We start from the raw sequence: 14,996 nt of genomic DNA, 5'->3' as shown, positions 1-14,996 counted from the left end.
TGTGCATCCACCTCTCCGCGTCCTGCCCGGGCTCGGCCCGGGCATCCACGACTGTGCCGGGGCCGTCCCGAAGTCGTGGATGGCCGGGTCAAGCCCGGCCAAGACGCCGAGGGGTGAGCGAAAAGGGTACGAGGCGTAAGCTTTGAATTGGCGCCGGGTGCGATCCGGTGCCGGGGGACGACGGGAAAAAGACCCTTGGAGGGGTGACGATGGACAGACGCAATCTTCTCACGGTGGCCGCCGCGGCCGCGCTGGGTGTCTCGCTGGCCGCCTCGGCCGGCATCGCGCCGGCAGCGGCCCAGGCCCGCAAGGTGCTGGTCGTGGCCAGCAACCAGGACGTGCCGAACCTCGATCCGCATGTGGCGACCGGCTATTCGGCCTCCGCCTTCATGCGCAACCTGTACGACAGCCTCGTGCGCGTCGAGGGCAACCCGGTGAAGGTCGTCCCGCACCTCGCCCAGTCCTGGACCGTGTCGCCGGACGGCATGGAGTACACCTTCAAGCTCGACCCGGGCGCGAAGTTCACCGACGGCTCGCCCGTCGACGCCAACGCCGTGGTCTACTCGTTCCAGCGCCTGCTGCGCCTCAACAAGGGCAACAGCTGGATGGTGGCGGGCACGCTCGACCAGTCGAGCGTCAGCGCGGCGGACGCCCAGACCGTCAAGATCAAGCTGGTGAAGCCCTTCGCGGCCTTCCTCCAGGTCCTGCCCTGGCTGTGGGTGGTCAACCCGAAGGAGGTCGAGGCCAACAAGGGCGCCGATGACGCCCAGGCCTGGCTCGCCAAGAACGTGGCCGGTTCCGGCGCCTTCAAGCTGAAGCGCTACGAGCCCGGCACCCTCTACGAGTTCGAGAAGGTCGCCGCGCCCTGGAAGTCGGGCGGTGGCAATCTCACGGGCGCGATCTGGCGCATCATCCGCGAGACCTCGAACCAGCGCCTCGCGCTGCAGCGCGGCGAGGCCCACATCGCGGTCGACCTCACCGCCGAGGACATGGACCAGCTGAAGGACAAGCCCGGCGTCGTCTCGATCATCGAGCCGGAGTTCCGGACGTTCTCGATGAAGATGAACACGGAGTACGGCCCGCTGGCGGACATCAACCTCCGCAAGGCCATCTCCTATGCCTTCAACTACAAGGCCATGGAGGAGTCCTCGAGCTACCAGCAGCTCATGGTCGGCCCGCTGCCGAACGGCATCTTCGGCCATGACCCGAACCTCGCCGTGCCGCGCATGGATCTCGACAAGGCCAAGGAATTCCTCGCCAAGTCGAAGTACCCGAACGGCGGCGTGAAGCTGACCTTCGTGCACGTCTCGGGCCTGGAGCAGGTGCGCCGCTTCGGCCTCGTGCTGCTCGACAGCCTGAAGAAGCTCAACATCGATCTCGACATCAAGGCGATGGTCTGGCCGGACATGGTCGCCTCGACCGCCTCGCCCGACAAGGTCGCCGACTTCTTCACGGTCTACCAGACCGGCAACTACGGCGATCCCGACAACATCGCGTTCGCGGCCTACCACTCCTCGCGCAACGGCAACTGGCAGAACCCGGTCTACAAGAGCAAGGTCGTCGACGACCTGATCATGAAGGGCCGCGCCGAGCCGGACGAGGCCAAGCGCAAGGAGATCTACCTCCAGTTCCAGAAGCAGGTGGTCGAGGACGCGCCGGACATTTTCGGCGTGCTCGAGAAGCGCAAGCTCGCGCTGCGCTCCGACGTGTCGGGCCTCGTCTTCACCCCGGTGGCGTCGAACGCCATCGAGTTCTTCCCGCTCTCCCTGAAGTGATGCGCCGCGGGCGCCGGCTCGTCCGGCGCCCGTCCGCTCGCCCGCCATGCTCCGCTACACGCTCCGACGCATCGTCCTGCTCATCCCGGTCCTCGTCGGGCTGTCGCTGCTCGTCTTCACGATCTCGCACCTGCTGCCGGGCGATCCTGTCAAGCTCGCCGCCGGCCCGCAGGCCACCCAGGCCGACATCGACTCGCTCGCCCGCGAGCTCGGCATGGATAAGCCGCTGCCCGTCCAGTACTGGAACTACGCCACGGGTCTCGTGCGGGGCGACTGGGGCCAGTCCGTCCTGACCCGGCGCCCGGTGTGGGACGACCTGAAGGTGTTCCTGCCGGCGACGCTGGAACTCGTCTTCGCGGCGCTCGCCTTCGCCGTGATCGTCGGCATTCCGGCGGGGCTGCTCTCCGGCGTCTACGCCAACCGCTGGCCGGACTATCTCTCCCGCGTGGTGTCGCTCGGCGCGATCTCCATGCCGCGCTTCTTCCTCGGCCTCATCCTGCAGCTCGTCTTCGCCATGGCGCTCGGCTGGCTGCCGCTCGGCGGTCGCTTCCCCATCATCGACGAGCCGCCACCGGCGCTCACCGGGTTCCTCACCATCGACGCGCTCGCCGCGGGGCAGTTCGGCGCCTTCTGGGTGGCGCTGCAGCATCTCGCCATGCCGGCGATCGCCATGAGCCTGTCGCCGCTCGCCACCATCACCCGCATGATGCGTGCGTCCACCATCGAGGTCCTGCAGCAGGACTACGTGCTCACCGAGCGGGCCCTGGGACTCTCCCAGAAGCTCATCGTGTTCAAGTACGTGCTGAAGAACGCCATGACCTCGAGCCTCACCGTCATCGGCCTCTATGTCGGCTGGCTGCTCGGCGGCACGGTGCTGGTCGAGACCGTGTTCGACTGGCCGGGCATCGGGCTCTACGCCACCAAGGCCATCGTCAGCCAGGATTTCATGCCGGTGATGGGCGTGACGCTCGCCATCGGCACCATCTTCATCCTCTCCAACCTCGTCGTCGACCTGCTCTACGGCCTCCTCAATCCGAAGGTGCGCTACGAATGAGCGCGGTCGCCGGCAACATCCCCTCCAGTGCCGCCGCCGCGCGCCTGCAGAACTGGCGGCGCGGCCTCTACCGCTTCCGCCAGAGCTGGCTGTCGGTGGTGGGGCTCGCCATCGTCGTGCTGCTGCTGGTGGCGGCCATCGCCGGGCCCTGGCTCGTGCCCTATCCCGAGCACGTGGCCGGCGGCATCAACACCGGCGCGCGGTTCAAGCCGCCTTCGGCCCAGCACTGGTTCGGTACCAACGAACTGGGACAGGACGTGCTCTCGCTGGTCGTGGCCGGCTCGCGCGTGTCGCTGCTGGCCGGCCTCGCCGTTGTCACGCTCGCCGCCATCGTCGGCACCGTGGTCGGCGCCGTGGCGGGCTATGTCGGTCGCTGGGTCGACGAGGCGCTGATGCGCTTCACCGACCTCATGCTGACGCTGCCCTCGCTGATCCTCGCCATGGCGGTCGCCGCGGCGCTCGGGCCCGGCATCGCCAACATGGTCTTCGCCATCGTGCTGTCGTGGTGGCCCGGATTCGCGCGTCTCGTGCGCGGCGAGGTGATGGCGCGCAAGGAGGAGGTCTACGTGCAGGCCGCCCGCGCGCTCGGCGCCAGCGCGCCGCGCATCCTCTTCCGCCACATCCTGCCCAACATCGTGTCGCCGATCATCGTCAAGGCGTCGCTCGACATGGGCTTCGCCATCCTGACGGTCGCCTCGCTCGGCTTCGTCGGCATCGGCGTGAAGCCGCCGACGCCGGAATGGGGCGTGCTGCTGTCGCTCGCCCGCGGCTACCTGCCGGACTACTGGTGGACGGCGATCTTCCCCGGCTGCGCGATCTTCCTGGCAGTCTTCGCCTTCAACCTCCTCGGCGACGGCCTGCGCGACGTCCTCGACCCGCGGGCGCGGCGCTGACCATGGCCCTCCTCGAGATCGACGACCTGCACCTCTTCATGCGCTCCTTCGAGGGCGAGGCGCACGTGCTGAACGGCGTGGACCTCGCCATCGACCGCGGCGAGATCTGGGGCGTGGTGGGCGAGACCGGCTGCGGCAAGTCGCTGACCGGGCTCTCCGTCTCGCGCCTCGTCGCCACGCCGCCGGCCCGCTACGCCCGGGGCGCCGTACGCTTCGACGGCACGGACCTGCTGCGGCTCGACGAGGCCGCCATGCGGCGCCTGCGCGGCCGGCGCATCGGCATGATCTTCCAGGACCCGACCACCAACCTGAACCCGGTCTTCCGCATCGGCGAGCAGATGGTGGACGTGGCGCTGCACGCCGACGGCGCCGATGCCTCGGTGCTCGGCCTGCCCTCCGGCGCCTCGCGCCGGGCCCGCAAGGCCGCCGCGCGCGACCTGGCCATCCGCATGCTCGACCGCGTCGGCATCCCGGATGCGGCGGGCCGCATCGACGACTACCCGCACCAGTTCTCCGGCGGCATGCGCCAGCGCGTGCTCATCGCCATGGCGCTGATCGGCCGCCCGGACCTGCTCGTCGCCGACGAGCCGACGACCGCCCTCGACGTGTCGGTGCAGGCCCAGATCCTGCGCCTCATCCACGACCTCGTCCGCCAGGACGGGCTCGGGGTGATGCTGATCACCCACAATCTCGGCGTGGTCGCCCAGATCTGCAGCCATGTGGCGGTGATGTATGCGGGCTCCATCGTCGAGCGCGGCCCCGTCCGCGCCGTCCTGAAGAACCCGACGCATCCCTACACACGCGCCCTCATCGCCGCGATCCCGTCCGCGGCCACCGCGCGGGGCACGCTCAAGGGGCTCGCTGGCAGCGTGCCGAACCTCATCCACGCCCCGCAGGGCTGCCGCTTCGCCAACCGCTGCGACCGCGCGCTGCCGGCCTGCCGCGAGGGCCGTCCGGCCACCGTCGAGCCGTCGCCCGGCCATCGCGTCGCCTGCAACAACCCGGCAGGGGAGGCGGCCTGATGCTCGTCGTCGAGGGCGTCACCAAGATCTATCCCGGCCGGCGCGGACGTCCCGACGTCGCCGCGCTGAAGGGCGTGAGCCTGACGGTCGGCCGGCGCGAGAGCGTCGGGCTCGTGGGCGAATCCGGTTCCGGCAAGACCACGCTGACGCGCTGCATCCTCGGGCTCGAGCGCCCGACGGCCGGCCGGATCCTCGTCGACGGCAAGGACATCGCCACGCTGCCCGCCGCCGAGATGCAACGGCTGCGCTCGCGCGTGCAGATCGTCTTCCAGGATCCCTACGCCTCGCTGAACCCGCGCATGACGGCGCACGACATCGTCGCCGAGCCCATGATCATCCACCGCGACACGCTGGGCCTCGACGCCCGCCGTCGCACCGACAGGGTCGCCGAGCTGCTCGACCTCGTCGGCCTCGGCGCCCAGCACCTGCACCGCTACCCGCACGAGTTCTCCGGCGGCCAGCGCCAGCGCATCGGCATCGCCCGCGCGCTGGCCGTGAACCCCGAGCTCATCGTGCTCGACGAACCGACGTCGGCGCTGGACGTGTCCGTGCAGGCGCAGGTGCTGAATCTCCTCCACGACCTCCAGCAGCGCTTCTCGCTCGGCTACCTCTTCATCTCCCACGACCTCGGCGTCATCCGCTACGTCTGCGACCGCGTGTCCCTCATCTACCGCGGCGAGATCGTCGAGGAGGGCCCCGCCGAAGCGCTCTTCGCCGGCCCGAGGTCCGAATACGGCCGCATGCTCTTGGGCGCCATGCCCGATCCCGATCCGGACCGCTCGCCGTTCCGATAGTCGCCAGTCGTCCACCTCTCCGCCGTCATCCCCGGGCTTGGCCCGGGGACCCACGACTTTGCCCCGCCCGCCGGAGTCGTGGATGGCCGGGCCGGGCCCGGCCAGGACGGCGGAGAGAGCGAGGGGCCAGTGCAAGCGGGCGGCTTGACCCATTTCATGGCAAGGGCGGGAAGGGGGGCTAGAGTGGGCGTCAGGAGACCCCCATGACCCGCCGCCATTTCGACGCCGCCCTTCTCGCCGTCACGCTCATCGCCCTCGTCGCGGGCGGCGTGCTCTGGTTCATGGGAGACACCGCCAACGCGCACGTCGCGTGGGCGGCAGGCACCGGCGTGGTGCTGCTGGCGCTCCTCGTCATCATCGTCACCAGCCTGGCCCGCGGCGAGTTCGGCCTCGACGTCATTGCCGCATTGTCCATGGGCGGCTCGCTCGTCGTCGGCGAGACGCTCGCCGGCAACGTGATCGCGCTGATGTTTTCCGGCGGGCAGATGCTGGAAAGCCTCGCCCAGCAGCGGGCCGGGCGCGAGATGACTGCGCTGCTGTCGCGCGTGCCCCGTACGGCCACCCGCAAGGTGGGGGACCGGCTGGAGCAGGTGCCGCTGGCGGACCTCGTGCCGGGTGACCGGCTGCTCGTCCGCCCGGGCGAGGTGGTCGCCGTCGACGGCACGGTGGACGAGGGCGAGGCCCAGCTCGACGAGGCGGCGCTCACCGGCGAATCGCTGCCGGTGGCCCGGCACGCCGGCGAGCCGGTGATGTCGGGCAGCGCCAATGCCGGGCCCGCCTTCGTGCTCGTGGCCACGCGACCGGCCTCGGAGAGCACCTATGCCGGCATCGTGCGCCTGGTGGAGGCGGCGCAGCAGTCGAAGGCGCCGATGGCGCGCCTCGCCGACCGCTATGCGCTGGCCTTCCTCCTCGCCACCGTGACGCTCACCGGCGCCACCTGGGTGCTGACCCACGATCCCGTCCGGACGCTGGCGGTGCTGGTCGTCGCCACGCCGTGCCCGTTGATTCTCGCCGTCCCCGTGGCCATCGTCGCGGGCCTGTCGCGGGCTGCGAGCCACGGCGTGCTGGTGAAGAGCGCGCGAGCGCTGGAAGCCATGGCCCGGGTCCGCACGCTGCTGATCGACAAGACCGGTACGCTGACCGCCGGCGAGCCGGCCATCACCACGATCGCGCCGCGCGAGCCCTGGAGCGAGGACGGCCTCCTTCACATCGCCGCCTCGCTGGCCCAGGGATCGCAGCACGTCGTCTCCGCGGCGCTGGTCAAGGAGGCGCGGGCCCGCGGCCTCACGCTCGCCGTGCCGGAGACGGTGGAGGAGGAGCACGGCGCCGGCCTGCATGGCCGCCTCGCGTCCAAGACCGTCGTGCTCGGCACGCGCGACTTCGTCATGCGCAACGTCGCCGACACGGACGGCCTCGACGACGACCCCGCCGCGGGGCGGCTCACCACCCATGTCGGGGCCGACGGCCGCCACGCCGGCTGGCTGGTGATGGCCGACGAACTGCGCGCCGACGCCAGCGACACGCTGGAGAGCCTGCGCGCGGGCGGCATCGCGCGAATCGTCCTCGTCACCGGCGACCGCGCCGACGTGGCGGCACGTGTCACCGAAGGCCTCGCGATCGACCGGGTGGTGGCCGACGCCACGCCCGCCGGCAAGGTCGCGGTGGTGCAGGACGAGCATCGCCTGGCGCCGGTCCTCATGGTCGGCGACGGCGTCAACGACGCGCCGGCACTGGCCGCGGCCGACGTGGGCGTCGCCATGGGCGCGCGCGGCGCCGCCGCCTCCTCGGAGGCGGCCGACGCGGTGATTCTCGTGGACAGCCTCGCGCGCCTGCCGCTCGCGCTGGCGGCGGCCCGCCGGGCCCGCACGATCGCGTTGCAGAGCGTCGCCTGGGGCATGGGTCTGTCGCTCGCGGCCATGGTCGCCGCGGCGCTCGGCCACCTCACGCCCCTGCAGGGAGCCCTGATCCAGGAAGGGATCGACGTGGCCGTCGTGCTCAACGCGCTGCGTGCGCTGGCTGGCGGTCCGGCTCCCCGTCCACGCCCTGTTCACGAAGGCCGCGATTGGTCGCTTGACAGGGCAGGGGGCGTCCCGTAATTCAGCGCCACCGCAGCGGACGACACGTCGTCTGCTCCGCGCGGGAGTAGCTCAGTTGGTTAGAGCGCCGGCCTGTCACGCCGGAGGTCGCGGGTTCGAGCCCCGTCTCTCGCGCCACTTTCCTCTTGGAAATCAGTGGCTTACAAAACCGCCCCGCCGGGCAAAAGTATCAACTCGGCCGGCGGTTGACACTTTTGGGCTTGGTCCGTTCCTCGCTGCCCCTCAACTTCTGCCGTCCGGCCTGCCTCGCCTTCGCCACCTCCTCGAGCGAGGTGATGTGCGCCGGGGCGTAGGTCTCGAACAGCGCGGCCGACGTGTGCAGCGTGTTGCCCATCGCGTGGGCCAGGTGCGCGGGCTCGGCCTTGCCGGCGATCGCCTCGCGCGCACCAGACCGGCGGAAGTCGCGCATCTGCCGCTCTTCCTGGGCGCCGAACACGACGGCGCGGATCTCGCGGAAGTCCTCGGCGAATTTGTCCTTGGTGTAGGGGCGCGGCGCCCAGGGCCGGCCGTCGCCGCTCGAATGCCCCCGCGTCCTGAACACGACCACGTCCTCGAGCAGCTCGGCGCCGAGCTGGTCGACATAGGCCCGCACCAGCCGGGCGGTGCGCTTCGACAGGGTCGCGCCGACGCGCTTGCCGGTCTTGGCGCGCTCGGTGAGGATCAGGCCGCCGGCGAGGACCTCGTCGAGCTGGCCGCGCGTCAGCGCCCGCACGTCGCCCGGCGAGAGCTGGCTGTCCCACATCACCGCCAGAGCGGCGGCCAGACCGGCGTTTCCGGCCCGCCAGGCGGCCTTGACGAGCCGCACGGCCTCACCCTCGGTCCAGGTCAGCGTCCGGCCCTTGGCGGCACTGTTGCGCACGCCCAGCGACGGGTCCTCGTCGCGCTCGCAGTATTTCAGCGCGGCCGCGGCCTTCCACAGCGCCCGCCAGACCTTGATGACCCGGTGCGCCTCGCGCAGGCTGACCGTCTCTTCGACCCAGGCCCTCAGGCTGCTCATGTCCTCCAGGGAGACGGTCGAGGGGGCGACGTCGCCGAGCAGCGGCTCGATCCGCGTCCACACGCGGTCCCACTCCTGGCGCGTGACCGGCGCCTTGCGCTTCCACTCCTCGGTGCGGCGGTACCGGCCGAAGGCCTCGCCGAGCGATCCGGCAGGCCACTGGCGCAGCGCGAAGATGGCGTCGGGATCGGTGGGGCGCGGCGCGGCACCTGGTGCGGGATCGAGGCCGATGCGAACGCGCTCCCAGCGCGCCGCCCAATCGGAGGCGATCTTCCAGGCGGCCGGCCCGTCAGGTCCGCAGCGGACCAGCTTGAAGCCCCGGGCGCGCATGGACGCCGTGGGGCGCCAGTAGCCGCGCCCCTTCACCACGACGTAGTAGGGGATCTTCACCCTACCCATGCCCCTTTGACGCTCCCAGACGGTGACGGACGATGCCCGTGCGAGCATCGACCGCCGTCGTGGCGCCGGTCAACGTGAACAAATGGGGGTGACGTGCGCGCCGCCAGGCGTCGACGGCCTCCAGGTCATAGAGGCCGGTCGTCGGATCGGCGCCGGGGAAGCCCCGGGCCAGCAGGCCCGGCAGAGCCGACTTGAACTCGGCTTCGGTCAGGCCCAGCCGGCGGCCGGCGGCCCCTCGCGGCACGTCTTGTGGGATGATGCGGGGCGCGCGGACGGGCATCACACCTCCAAGGGCGGGGTCGCTGGCCGGCTCCAGAACCTGTCCGACACGGTTTCCGTCTCGCCGTCTGCGTAGGCCACGTAGAGCGTCCGGTAGCGTTCGTCCGCCTGGATCACGGTCGCCTCGCGCCAGGCATGGCGGAGCTCGGCGTTGCCGTCGCGCACGACCTTCCGGACGATGACCGGATCGCCACGCGCCGGCAGGGGGAGCGCCTGGCTGGTCATCGGGCGCCCCCGGGCTGCTCGGCGAAGGTGTCGGGCATCGGGTTGGCGCGCTGCTCAGCCCGGTCCATGCGCTCGATCTCAGCGGCGATCAGCGCGGCCGCGCGGATGAGGTCGCGCCGGCGGTCCTTCGGCTTCCATGATGCCCGGTCGAACGGCCACCCGAGCCGCGGCTCGCCCTCGGGGTAGCCTTCGCGAGCGCGATCATTGGACGCACCGTGGATCGCGTAGATCGCGCCTGCTGCGGCCAGGTCGCCATCCTCGTGCGCGTCGTCGTGCTCGGGCGTCCAGCCCTCGACCGTCGTCTGCCGGCGGCGCTCGGCCGCGATCTCGTCCATGACTGTCATTGGTAGGTGCCTTCCTCCATGAGCGCCTCGCGCGGCGAGTACCCTTCGTCGAAATAGCTGCGCCAGCACTCGGGCCCGGTGCTGGCAGATGGGGCGGCGCTGTAGCCGAATTCGGCGACGGCCAGGCGGTCCAGATCCGCAAGCCACTCGGTGAACGTGGGGGGCTGCACCACGGGCTGCCCGAAAAGATCGACGGTGCTCATGGTGCGACCTTCCCGAGGAGGGCGCGCAGCTCGTCGAGCGGCTGGCGTTCGACGGTCTCTTCCTTGGCGCCCATCAGGACGCCGCTGTCGACCAGGCGCTCGAGGAGCTCGCGCGGGACCGGGACGGTGTCGGACGTCACGCCGTCGCGCGCCCGGATCTTGGCGCGGGCCTTTTCTCGAAAGCCCTCATGCAGATGGTCGAAGCCACGGTCGGTGAGGCGGTCGCCGTCCTGTACGTTGCGGACACGCACCGTGATTGCGTAGCCCTCGGCGTCGAACTGCGGCACCTGGCGGCCCGTTGACACCTGGGCCACGGCCTCGCCGATCACCTCATAGACCGAGCCGCGCTTGAGGTGTCGCACGCGGGGGCTCTCTCGCACTGCGAGGGCTGCTTTGATCGAAGTTTCGGCGCAGTCGAGGAACACGGGGTCTGTGACCTGACCGAATTCATTGATATTATCAATCAGCATCTTTGCGGCGCGAACGGCACTCATTGCAAGTGAGGTCGTGCTTGACACGACGACAAGCATCTTGTCCGCTACGTCTTCGGCATTATCGTCCCACTCGCGCCCCTCCCAACCCGGGGGAGTGGGGTCGAAGTCTTCGCGCATCAAGCGCATCAACTCTTTCCGAAGTGCCGCCGCTTCGACCATCTCGGCGCTTATCTCAGTCATGGGGAGTGTCCTTGTTGAGAAAGGCGCGGGCGCTTGTGATGGCGAATATCCCGTCACCTAACGACGGCGGGGCTTACAATTCAGCGATGGCTTTCACCAACTCCCGCGCCTCTCTCAGTTGCTGCTCTAGTTGAGAGATACGGGTCGCCTGCGCCTCGTTCTGATCCAGCATATCCCCCAAGGAATTTCGCAGAGCCATGATGGCGAGGCTGAGAGGCTCCTTTTGCTGAGAAGGAGCAAGACAACCCACCGCCTCATCCCGCTCTTTCGCCAGCCGCTCGTTCTCGTCGAGGATGGCGCGGAGGTCGGACAACTCGATCTGAGTCCGCAGCAATTCGAACCGGTCGTGCCGGTCGGCAATTCCCCGCAGCCGTGCCGCAATCTCTGAAACGCTGTCAGGCATCATGCGCTCCCTTGATCCCGAGCCGCTCGGCGACGATTGGGAAATGCTCCAGCAGCCAGGTCCGGTCCTCGCGCTCCAGGTTCATCTGCGCGAACCAGGGCCACTCGTCGGCCGCGAGGCCGTGCTCCAGGGCATAGAGGTTGCCCGCGTCCAGGCACTCGCCATGGAGGGCTTGGGTGTAGAAGTCGCCTTCCCACACTCCGGACACGCGGCGGTAGGGATCGCCGATGGCGATCCCCTTTCCGCACTGCTCGCAGACGTGCGGCTTTCGGGCCGCCTTGACGCTGCGCGTGGTGAACGAGCTGTCGCCCATCAGTATCCCCTCTGCTTCCACCAGCGCTCGATCCCCTTGGGGTCGGTGGGCGGGAGCTGGCCGAGCTGCTTGAGCTGGTAGCGGTCGGCCGCCTCGTCCCTCGAATAGATCGGGCGGCCGCCGCGGGTGACGCGCTTAGGCTTCATGGGCTTCATGGGTCTGCTCCTGGGGTGTGGTAGGGGTGGACTTCGCGGCGGCCCGCATGGACCGCCAGTTGGGGAAGGTCTCGTCGTCGAGGCCTTCGTTCTTCCTGAGCGCGGCGATCGCGCCCTCCGTGGTGAGGGAGAACCACGGATCTCCGCCGCTGAGCGGCCCGGCGCGGCCTTCCTTCGCCGCGCCCACGGCGATCATGTCCCGCCAGGCCTTGGTCTCGTCGCGGTGCCCCGTGACGTAGTGGTTGCGGTAGGACCGCCGCCGGCGGTTGGGGAGCCCGAGCGCGTGGCGCGCGAGGTCGAGCTGGACGCTGTCGAGGACGATGGACATCAGCGCTTCCCGTAGTCGCGGACGTAGGCCTTGGCCTCGTCCGCTGTCATCGTCTCGCCGGTCCAGTCGCTCGTGATCGTGCCACCGCCCTCGGCGACGGCGTCGATCAGCGCGCAGAGCTTTTCTTTCATCTCGGGCGTGTCGCGCTGCGTCATGGCGCCGAGCGAGTGATGGCCGGTGTCGCTGTAGGCGTGGAGGGCTTCGAGCGCCTTGTCGGTTTCAAGGTTCCAGCCCTTGAGAGTGCCCCACTTGAGCTTGAGCTCGTCGGCCATGGCTCAGTTGCCCTCGTTGTGGACGTCGACGAGCTGGTCGACCGGGATGCCGCGGACCTCGGCAGCGAGTTCGTCGAGGGACTTGCCGATGAACCGGTCGCCTTCGCTGCTGGGCTTGCGGACGTGCTCGATGGCCTTGTCGGCCGGCGCGGTGCGCCAGTCGGGCCACGTCCGCAGCTCGTTCCTGCCCTGCTTGGCGACGATCTCCCAGACGACGCGGCGCGCGATCTGGTCGACGGTGGGCGGCCGGCCGTCCTGCAGCTCGGTCAGATGGGCCTCGGCGGATCGCCAGAGCCCGTCGAACCCGAGGATCACAACGTCGGTCCATTCCTTCACGCGACCGCCTGTTTCGGTTTCCTTGGCGACCTCGCCGAGTTCCTTGGTGATGTGGTCGGTCACGCCAGCGGTGCGCTCGCCGGGCCCGAACGTGGCGCGGGAAAACACAATCTGGCGGATGAGGTGTGCTTGAAGGTCCATGGTCTGCTCCTGGGTGGTAGGGATTGAACCGGCTATCGCCGGGGTGGGGTGGTGAACGCGAACTCGCGCGCGCAGGCGATGGCCTCGGCGGGCGAGAGCCGCTCCCCGGTCCGCTCTTCCGAGATCTGCCGGAGGACGCCGCTCAGCACGCCGATGGCCGCGCCGATGACGTGCATGGCGATGATGAGGTCCTGCTCGGTGCGGTCGGTGAGCTTCATCGCGTCCAAGGCGTGGACGACGATCCTCTCGCCGACGTGCTTGCCGAGGTCGTCCGCGATTTGCTTTTCCTGGGGCGTCACGTCCGCCCCGATCTTGGGCTTAGCCACGGGCCACCTCCGGCCATCCGTCGTGCGTCACGCCATCGAGGAGGCGGCCGGCGGCCTTCTTGCCGACGCGGACGAAGGTGGCGTTGTCCAGAACCGTCAGGCCATCCTGCCCGCGTCGGATCCGCGTGCGGCTGTCGCCGACCCGACGATCGTCATCGCCAAGGCTGTCTAACGCTTGCTCGTGTTCAAGCCACTCCCCCCACTGCTTGAAGTGGAAGGCAACGCCGGCGGCCGCGCACTGATCGCGGAGTGATCGTGCCCAATCCGGGTGCATCGGCCGGGCGTCCTGGCCGCTCTCGCCGCCGACGACGACCCACTGCAGGGCGCCGCGTGTGATGGGACCGACGAAGCGGTGCGAGCCCGCGCGCAGGTAGTGGTCCAGATCCAGCGGCCCCAGCAGCGGCTCGGCCGAGATCCACCGGACCGCTGCCGGCGTATTGAGCAGGATCGGGATGCGCTCGTCGGCGCGGGGCTGGTCCTCGACGCTGACGCCTAGCCAGACGTTCGGGAGGGGCCAGAGGAAGCGCGTCCGTTCTCCCCGATCCTCGTCGAGGATCACTGCCGCGACCGTAATCCGCGTCTGCCGCAGCGGTGACGACAGGTACTCCCGCATCCGCTCCGGCCGCTTCGTGAGCACCTGGAAGGTGTGCTGCGTGGCCATCGCCATGATGCCGAACACCTGGTCGATCCACTCGTCCGGCACGCCCTCGGCGAACAGGTCGCCGTGTGCGCAGACGAAGATAAGCCGCGGCTTCGACCACCGGAGCGGCTGGTCCAGCCACTCCTCATTGAACCGGACCTCGCCGGTCCAGACCGGGCCGGCCTTGGTGTCCCTGGTGAGCCCCTTGCGGCTCCAGTGGTGGGCGAGGCGCGTGCCCGCCAGCTTCATGGCGTAGCAGTTGGTGCATCCGGGGCTGACGACGGAACACCCGGTGATGGGGTTCCACGTCGCGTCGGTCCATTCGATGTGCGTTCCATCGGCCATGCCGACGCCTCCTGTTTCGTGCGCTCGGCCTTCGGCTCGGGGGCGCGTTTCTGGATGAGGTAGGGACTTCTGAGGAACTCGGCCGGGGACATCGTCCCGCGGGTCTTGTTGCAAGGGTCGCAGGCCATCACGAGGTTCACCCGCCGACCGCTGCCGCCATGGGCTCGAGGCACGATGTGGTCGAGAGTTCCTTCGTGGTAGCGGACCCTCTCTCGGCACCAGAAGCACCGGCCGCCCTGATTGTCGTGCGCGGCCTGGTACTTGCGCTTTCGGTTGAGGATCCGGCTCACCCTGCAGGCTCCACCAGGCGGACCGGCGGGATGCGGGCGTAGAGGTCGGCCCGGTCCACGGCCATCGAGACGCCGGAGGCGAACGTCACGACGTCGACGCCAGCGGGGTAGATGGAGGCAAGCGGGCCGGTGTAGGGCCGGCTCGCCACGATCCGGTCGCGCCCGGGCGACCAGAACACCGATAGGGTGTCGCCGACCCGCAGCTGGGCGCCCGGCGTGCGCTCGATGAACAGCTCGCTATGCACGGCCGACCTCCGAGGTGGTCGGCTCGACGGGCGACGTCTCCAGCGCGGCCCGGCGCCGCGTCTCTTCGAGGGCTTGCTCGAGCACGTTCACCTGGCTCGCCAGGTCGAGGTTGCCGAAGATGACCGTGGGCTGATCCGGCGCCCCCACGGGCACGATGTGCAGCATGTAGGCGTACTGCCCGGTCGCCGTCATGCCGATGAAGGCTTCCAGCGTGCGGGCCAGGGTCGCGATGGCGTTGGGCGACGGGAGCTGATGGGTGCTCATGACGATGTCTCGCAGGTGATGACGGGGCGCCGCCGTGCGACGGCCGACCGTCCAGGGATGCAGAGGGAGATGTGGGAGAGGCGAATTCCGCAGCGCCCGCACCGCGCCTCCAGCACCAGCTCGGGCCCGAACGTGCGCGTCCGGAGATGGGCTGCGTGGCGCCGGAGGATCCGGCACCACAG

The 14,996-nt window shown here is 69.7% G+C and carries 23 protein-coding genes and 1 tRNA gene; 7 read left to right on the top strand and 17 right to left on the bottom strand.

The annotated features are described in order from the left end of the window. Positions 1-209 precede the first annotated feature (209 nt). The 7 genes from Q0Q47_RS08625 to Q0Q47_RS08595 all read left to right on the top strand — a co-directional run bounded on the left by Q0Q47_RS08625 (position 210) and on the right by Q0Q47_RS08595 (position 7,751). A complete protein-coding gene (locus Q0Q47_RS08625) occupies positions 210-1,775 on the top strand; it encodes an ABC transporter substrate-binding protein (RefSeq protein WP_293857447.1) in 1,566 nt (521 codons plus the stop codon). A 46-nt stretch (positions 1,776-1,821) separates the two neighbouring features. Next, a complete protein-coding gene (locus Q0Q47_RS08620; RefSeq protein WP_293857444.1) occupies positions 1,822-2,829 on the top strand; it encodes an ABC transporter permease in 1,008 nt (335 codons plus the stop codon). Continuing rightward, on the top strand, positions 2,826-3,722 hold the full coding sequence (locus tag Q0Q47_RS08615) for an ABC transporter permease (RefSeq protein WP_293857441.1): 897 nt from the start codon (positions 2,826-2,828) through the stop codon (positions 3,720-3,722). The genes Q0Q47_RS08620 and Q0Q47_RS08615 overlap by 4 nt, the downstream gene beginning before the upstream one ends. 2 nt (positions 3,723-3,724) lie before the next feature. Continuing rightward, the gene (locus Q0Q47_RS08610) at positions 3,725-4,744 is read left to right on the top strand and encodes an ABC transporter ATP-binding protein (RefSeq protein ID WP_293857438.1); all 1,020 of its coding nucleotides are present in this window, start codon (positions 3,725-3,727) and stop codon (positions 4,742-4,744) included. Then, complete coding sequence (locus Q0Q47_RS08605) at positions 4,744-5,538, top strand: ATP-binding cassette domain-containing protein (RefSeq protein ID WP_293857435.1); 795 nt, start codon at positions 4,744-4,746, stop codon at positions 5,536-5,538. The genes Q0Q47_RS08610 and Q0Q47_RS08605 overlap by 1 nt, the downstream gene beginning before the upstream one ends. A gap of 203 nt (positions 5,539-5,741) precedes the next feature. Beyond that, positions 5,742-7,634, top strand: a complete 1,893-nt coding sequence (locus tag Q0Q47_RS08600) for a heavy metal translocating P-type ATPase (protein WP_293857432.1) — start codon at positions 5,742-5,744, stop codon at positions 7,632-7,634. 40 nt (positions 7,635-7,674) lie between these two features. Next, positions 7,675-7,751: transfer RNA gene (locus Q0Q47_RS08595), tRNA-Asp, on the top strand. A gap of 52 nt (positions 7,752-7,803) precedes the next feature. Here the strand turns inward: Q0Q47_RS08595 and Q0Q47_RS08590 are convergent. The 17 genes from Q0Q47_RS08590 to Q0Q47_RS08515 all read right to left on the bottom strand — a co-directional run bounded on the left by Q0Q47_RS08590 (position 7,804) and on the right by Q0Q47_RS08515 (position 14,814). After that, complete coding sequence (locus Q0Q47_RS08590) at positions 7,804-9,030, bottom strand: hypothetical protein (protein WP_293857429.1); 1,227 nt, start codon at positions 9,028-9,030, stop codon at positions 7,804-7,806. Beyond that, a complete protein-coding gene (locus tag Q0Q47_RS08585) occupies positions 9,023-9,310 on the bottom strand; it encodes a hypothetical protein (RefSeq protein ID WP_293857426.1) in 288 nt (95 codons plus the stop codon). The genes Q0Q47_RS08590 and Q0Q47_RS08585 overlap by 8 nt, the downstream gene beginning before the upstream one ends. Further along, positions 9,310-9,534, bottom strand: coding sequence for a hypothetical protein (locus Q0Q47_RS08580; protein WP_293857423.1), 225 nt, complete (start codon positions 9,532-9,534; stop codon positions 9,310-9,312). Before Q0Q47_RS08580 ends, Q0Q47_RS08585 begins: the two co-directional genes overlap by 1 nt. Further along, on the bottom strand, positions 9,531-9,878 hold the full coding sequence (locus tag Q0Q47_RS08575; RefSeq protein ID WP_293857418.1) for a hypothetical protein: 348 nt from the start codon (positions 9,876-9,878) through the stop codon (positions 9,531-9,533). Before Q0Q47_RS08575 ends, Q0Q47_RS08580 begins: the two co-directional genes overlap by 4 nt. Beyond that, positions 9,875-10,081, bottom strand: a complete 207-nt coding sequence (locus tag Q0Q47_RS08570) for a hypothetical protein (protein ID WP_293857415.1) — start codon at positions 10,079-10,081, stop codon at positions 9,875-9,877. Before Q0Q47_RS08570 ends, Q0Q47_RS08575 begins: the two co-directional genes overlap by 4 nt. Continuing rightward, on the bottom strand, positions 10,078-10,755 hold the full coding sequence (locus tag Q0Q47_RS08565; protein WP_293857412.1) for a hypothetical protein: 678 nt from the start codon (positions 10,753-10,755) through the stop codon (positions 10,078-10,080). Before Q0Q47_RS08565 ends, Q0Q47_RS08570 begins: the two co-directional genes overlap by 4 nt. A 73-nt stretch (positions 10,756-10,828) precedes the next feature. Further along, positions 10,829-11,158: a hypothetical protein gene (locus Q0Q47_RS08560; protein WP_293857409.1), complete on the bottom strand. Its 330-nt coding sequence runs from the start codon at positions 11,156-11,158 to the stop codon at positions 10,829-10,831. After that, a complete protein-coding gene (locus tag Q0Q47_RS08555; RefSeq protein WP_293857406.1) occupies positions 11,151-11,471 on the bottom strand; it encodes a hypothetical protein in 321 nt (106 codons plus the stop codon). The genes Q0Q47_RS08560 and Q0Q47_RS08555 overlap by 8 nt, the downstream gene beginning before the upstream one ends. Then, the gene (locus Q0Q47_RS08550) at positions 11,471-11,626 is read right to left on the bottom strand and encodes a hypothetical protein (RefSeq protein ID WP_293857403.1); all 156 of its coding nucleotides are present in this window, start codon (positions 11,624-11,626) and stop codon (positions 11,471-11,473) included. Before Q0Q47_RS08550 ends, Q0Q47_RS08555 begins: the two co-directional genes overlap by 1 nt. Then, the gene (locus tag Q0Q47_RS08545; RefSeq protein ID WP_293857400.1) at positions 11,607-11,954 is read right to left on the bottom strand and encodes a hypothetical protein; all 348 of its coding nucleotides are present in this window, start codon (positions 11,952-11,954) and stop codon (positions 11,607-11,609) included. Before Q0Q47_RS08545 ends, Q0Q47_RS08550 begins: the two co-directional genes overlap by 20 nt. Beyond that, positions 11,954-12,226 (bottom strand): hypothetical protein, encoded by a 273-nt coding sequence (locus tag Q0Q47_RS08540; protein WP_293857397.1) that lies wholly within the window; start codon positions 12,224-12,226, stop codon positions 11,954-11,956. The genes Q0Q47_RS08545 and Q0Q47_RS08540 overlap by 1 nt, the downstream gene beginning before the upstream one ends. Positions 12,227-12,229: 3 nt before the next feature. Further along, positions 12,230-12,703, bottom strand: coding sequence for a dATP/dGTP pyrophosphohydrolase domain-containing protein (locus Q0Q47_RS08535; RefSeq protein WP_293857394.1), 474 nt, complete (start codon positions 12,701-12,703; stop codon positions 12,230-12,232). A gap of 32 nt (positions 12,704-12,735) precedes the next feature. Further along, positions 12,736-13,029: a hypothetical protein gene (locus Q0Q47_RS08530; RefSeq protein WP_293857391.1), complete on the bottom strand. Its 294-nt coding sequence runs from the start codon at positions 13,027-13,029 to the stop codon at positions 12,736-12,738. Then, positions 13,022-14,014 (bottom strand): phage Gp37/Gp68 family protein, encoded by a 993-nt coding sequence (locus Q0Q47_RS08525; protein WP_293857388.1) that lies wholly within the window; start codon positions 14,012-14,014, stop codon positions 13,022-13,024. The genes Q0Q47_RS08530 and Q0Q47_RS08525 overlap by 8 nt, the downstream gene beginning before the upstream one ends. Beyond that, positions 13,915-14,304 (bottom strand): HNH endonuclease, encoded by a 390-nt coding sequence (locus Q0Q47_RS31135; protein ID WP_367278221.1) that lies wholly within the window; start codon positions 14,302-14,304, stop codon positions 13,915-13,917. The genes Q0Q47_RS08525 and Q0Q47_RS31135 overlap by 100 nt, the downstream gene beginning before the upstream one ends. Then, positions 14,301-14,549, bottom strand: a complete 249-nt coding sequence (locus Q0Q47_RS08520) for a hypothetical protein (protein WP_293857385.1) — start codon at positions 14,547-14,549, stop codon at positions 14,301-14,303. The genes Q0Q47_RS31135 and Q0Q47_RS08520 overlap by 4 nt, the downstream gene beginning before the upstream one ends. After that, a complete protein-coding gene (locus Q0Q47_RS08515; RefSeq protein ID WP_293857382.1) occupies positions 14,542-14,814 on the bottom strand; it encodes a hypothetical protein in 273 nt (90 codons plus the stop codon). The genes Q0Q47_RS08520 and Q0Q47_RS08515 overlap by 8 nt, the downstream gene beginning before the upstream one ends. Positions 14,815-14,996: the final 182 nt, after the last annotated feature.

This window comes from uncultured Alsobacter sp. (assembly GCF_945952055.1).
Taxonomy (GTDB): Bacteria; Pseudomonadota; Alphaproteobacteria; order Rhizobiales; family Beijerinckiaceae; genus Alsobacter.
The sequence above is the reverse complement of the archived record's forward strand: the minus strand, read 5'-3'. Positions and strand labels throughout refer to the sequence as shown.

Excerpts from the sequence above, each read along its gene's own strand:
- Q0Q47_RS08585 (WP_293857426.1), bottom strand. The coding sequence starts at position 9,310 with ATGCCCGTCCGCGCGCCCCGCATCATCCCACAAGACGTGCCGCGAGGG.
- Q0Q47_RS08540 (WP_293857397.1), bottom strand. The coding sequence starts at position 12,226 with ATGGCCGACGAGCTCAAGCTCAAGTGGGGCACTCTCAAGGGCTGGAAC.
- Q0Q47_RS08575 (WP_293857418.1), bottom strand. The coding sequence starts at position 9,878 with ATGACAGTCATGGACGAGATCGCGGCCGAGCGCCGCCGGCAGACGACG.
- Q0Q47_RS08590 (WP_293857429.1), bottom strand. The coding sequence starts at position 9,030 with ATGGGTAGGGTGAAGATCCCCTACTACGTCGTGGTGAAGGGGCGCGGC.
- Q0Q47_RS08620 (WP_293857444.1), top strand. The coding sequence starts at position 1,822 with ATGCTCCGCTACACGCTCCGACGCATCGTCCTGCTCATCCCGGTCCTC.
- Q0Q47_RS08560 (WP_293857409.1), bottom strand. The coding sequence starts at position 11,158 with ATGCCTGACAGCGTTTCAGAGATTGCGGCACGGCTGCGGGGAATTGCC.
- Q0Q47_RS08625 (WP_293857447.1), top strand. The coding sequence starts at position 210 with ATGGACAGACGCAATCTTCTCACGGTGGCCGCCGCGGCCGCGCTGGGT.
- Q0Q47_RS08515 (WP_293857382.1), bottom strand. The coding sequence starts at position 14,814 with ATGAGCACCCATCAGCTCCCGTCGCCCAACGCCATCGCGACCCTGGCC.
- Q0Q47_RS08550 (WP_293857403.1), bottom strand. The coding sequence starts at position 11,626 with ATGAAGCCCATGAAGCCTAAGCGCGTCACCCGCGGCGGCCGCCCGATC.
- Q0Q47_RS08605 (WP_293857435.1), top strand. The coding sequence starts at position 4,744 with ATGCTCGTCGTCGAGGGCGTCACCAAGATCTATCCCGGCCGGCGCGGA.
- Q0Q47_RS08545 (WP_293857400.1), bottom strand. The coding sequence starts at position 11,954 with ATGTCCATCGTCCTCGACAGCGTCCAGCTCGACCTCGCGCGCCACGCG.
- Q0Q47_RS08565 (WP_293857412.1), bottom strand. The coding sequence starts at position 10,755 with ATGACTGAGATAAGCGCCGAGATGGTCGAAGCGGCGGCACTTCGGAAA.
- Q0Q47_RS08555 (WP_293857406.1), bottom strand. The coding sequence starts at position 11,471 with ATGGGCGACAGCTCGTTCACCACGCGCAGCGTCAAGGCGGCCCGAAAG.
- Q0Q47_RS08535 (WP_293857394.1), bottom strand. The coding sequence starts at position 12,703 with ATGGACCTTCAAGCACACCTCATCCGCCAGATTGTGTTTTCCCGCGCC.
- Q0Q47_RS08615 (WP_293857441.1), top strand. The coding sequence starts at position 2,826 with ATGAGCGCGGTCGCCGGCAACATCCCCTCCAGTGCCGCCGCCGCGCGC.
- Q0Q47_RS08525 (WP_293857388.1), bottom strand. The coding sequence starts at position 14,014 with ATGGCCGATGGAACGCACATCGAATGGACCGACGCGACGTGGAACCCC.
- Q0Q47_RS08570 (WP_293857415.1), bottom strand. The coding sequence starts at position 10,081 with ATGAGCACCGTCGATCTTTTCGGGCAGCCCGTGGTGCAGCCCCCCACG.
- Q0Q47_RS08580 (WP_293857423.1), bottom strand. The coding sequence starts at position 9,534 with ATGACCAGCCAGGCGCTCCCCCTGCCGGCGCGTGGCGATCCGGTCATC.
- Q0Q47_RS08600 (WP_293857432.1), top strand. The coding sequence starts at position 5,742 with ATGACCCGCCGCCATTTCGACGCCGCCCTTCTCGCCGTCACGCTCATC.
- Q0Q47_RS08610 (WP_293857438.1), top strand. The coding sequence starts at position 3,725 with ATGGCCCTCCTCGAGATCGACGACCTGCACCTCTTCATGCGCTCCTTC.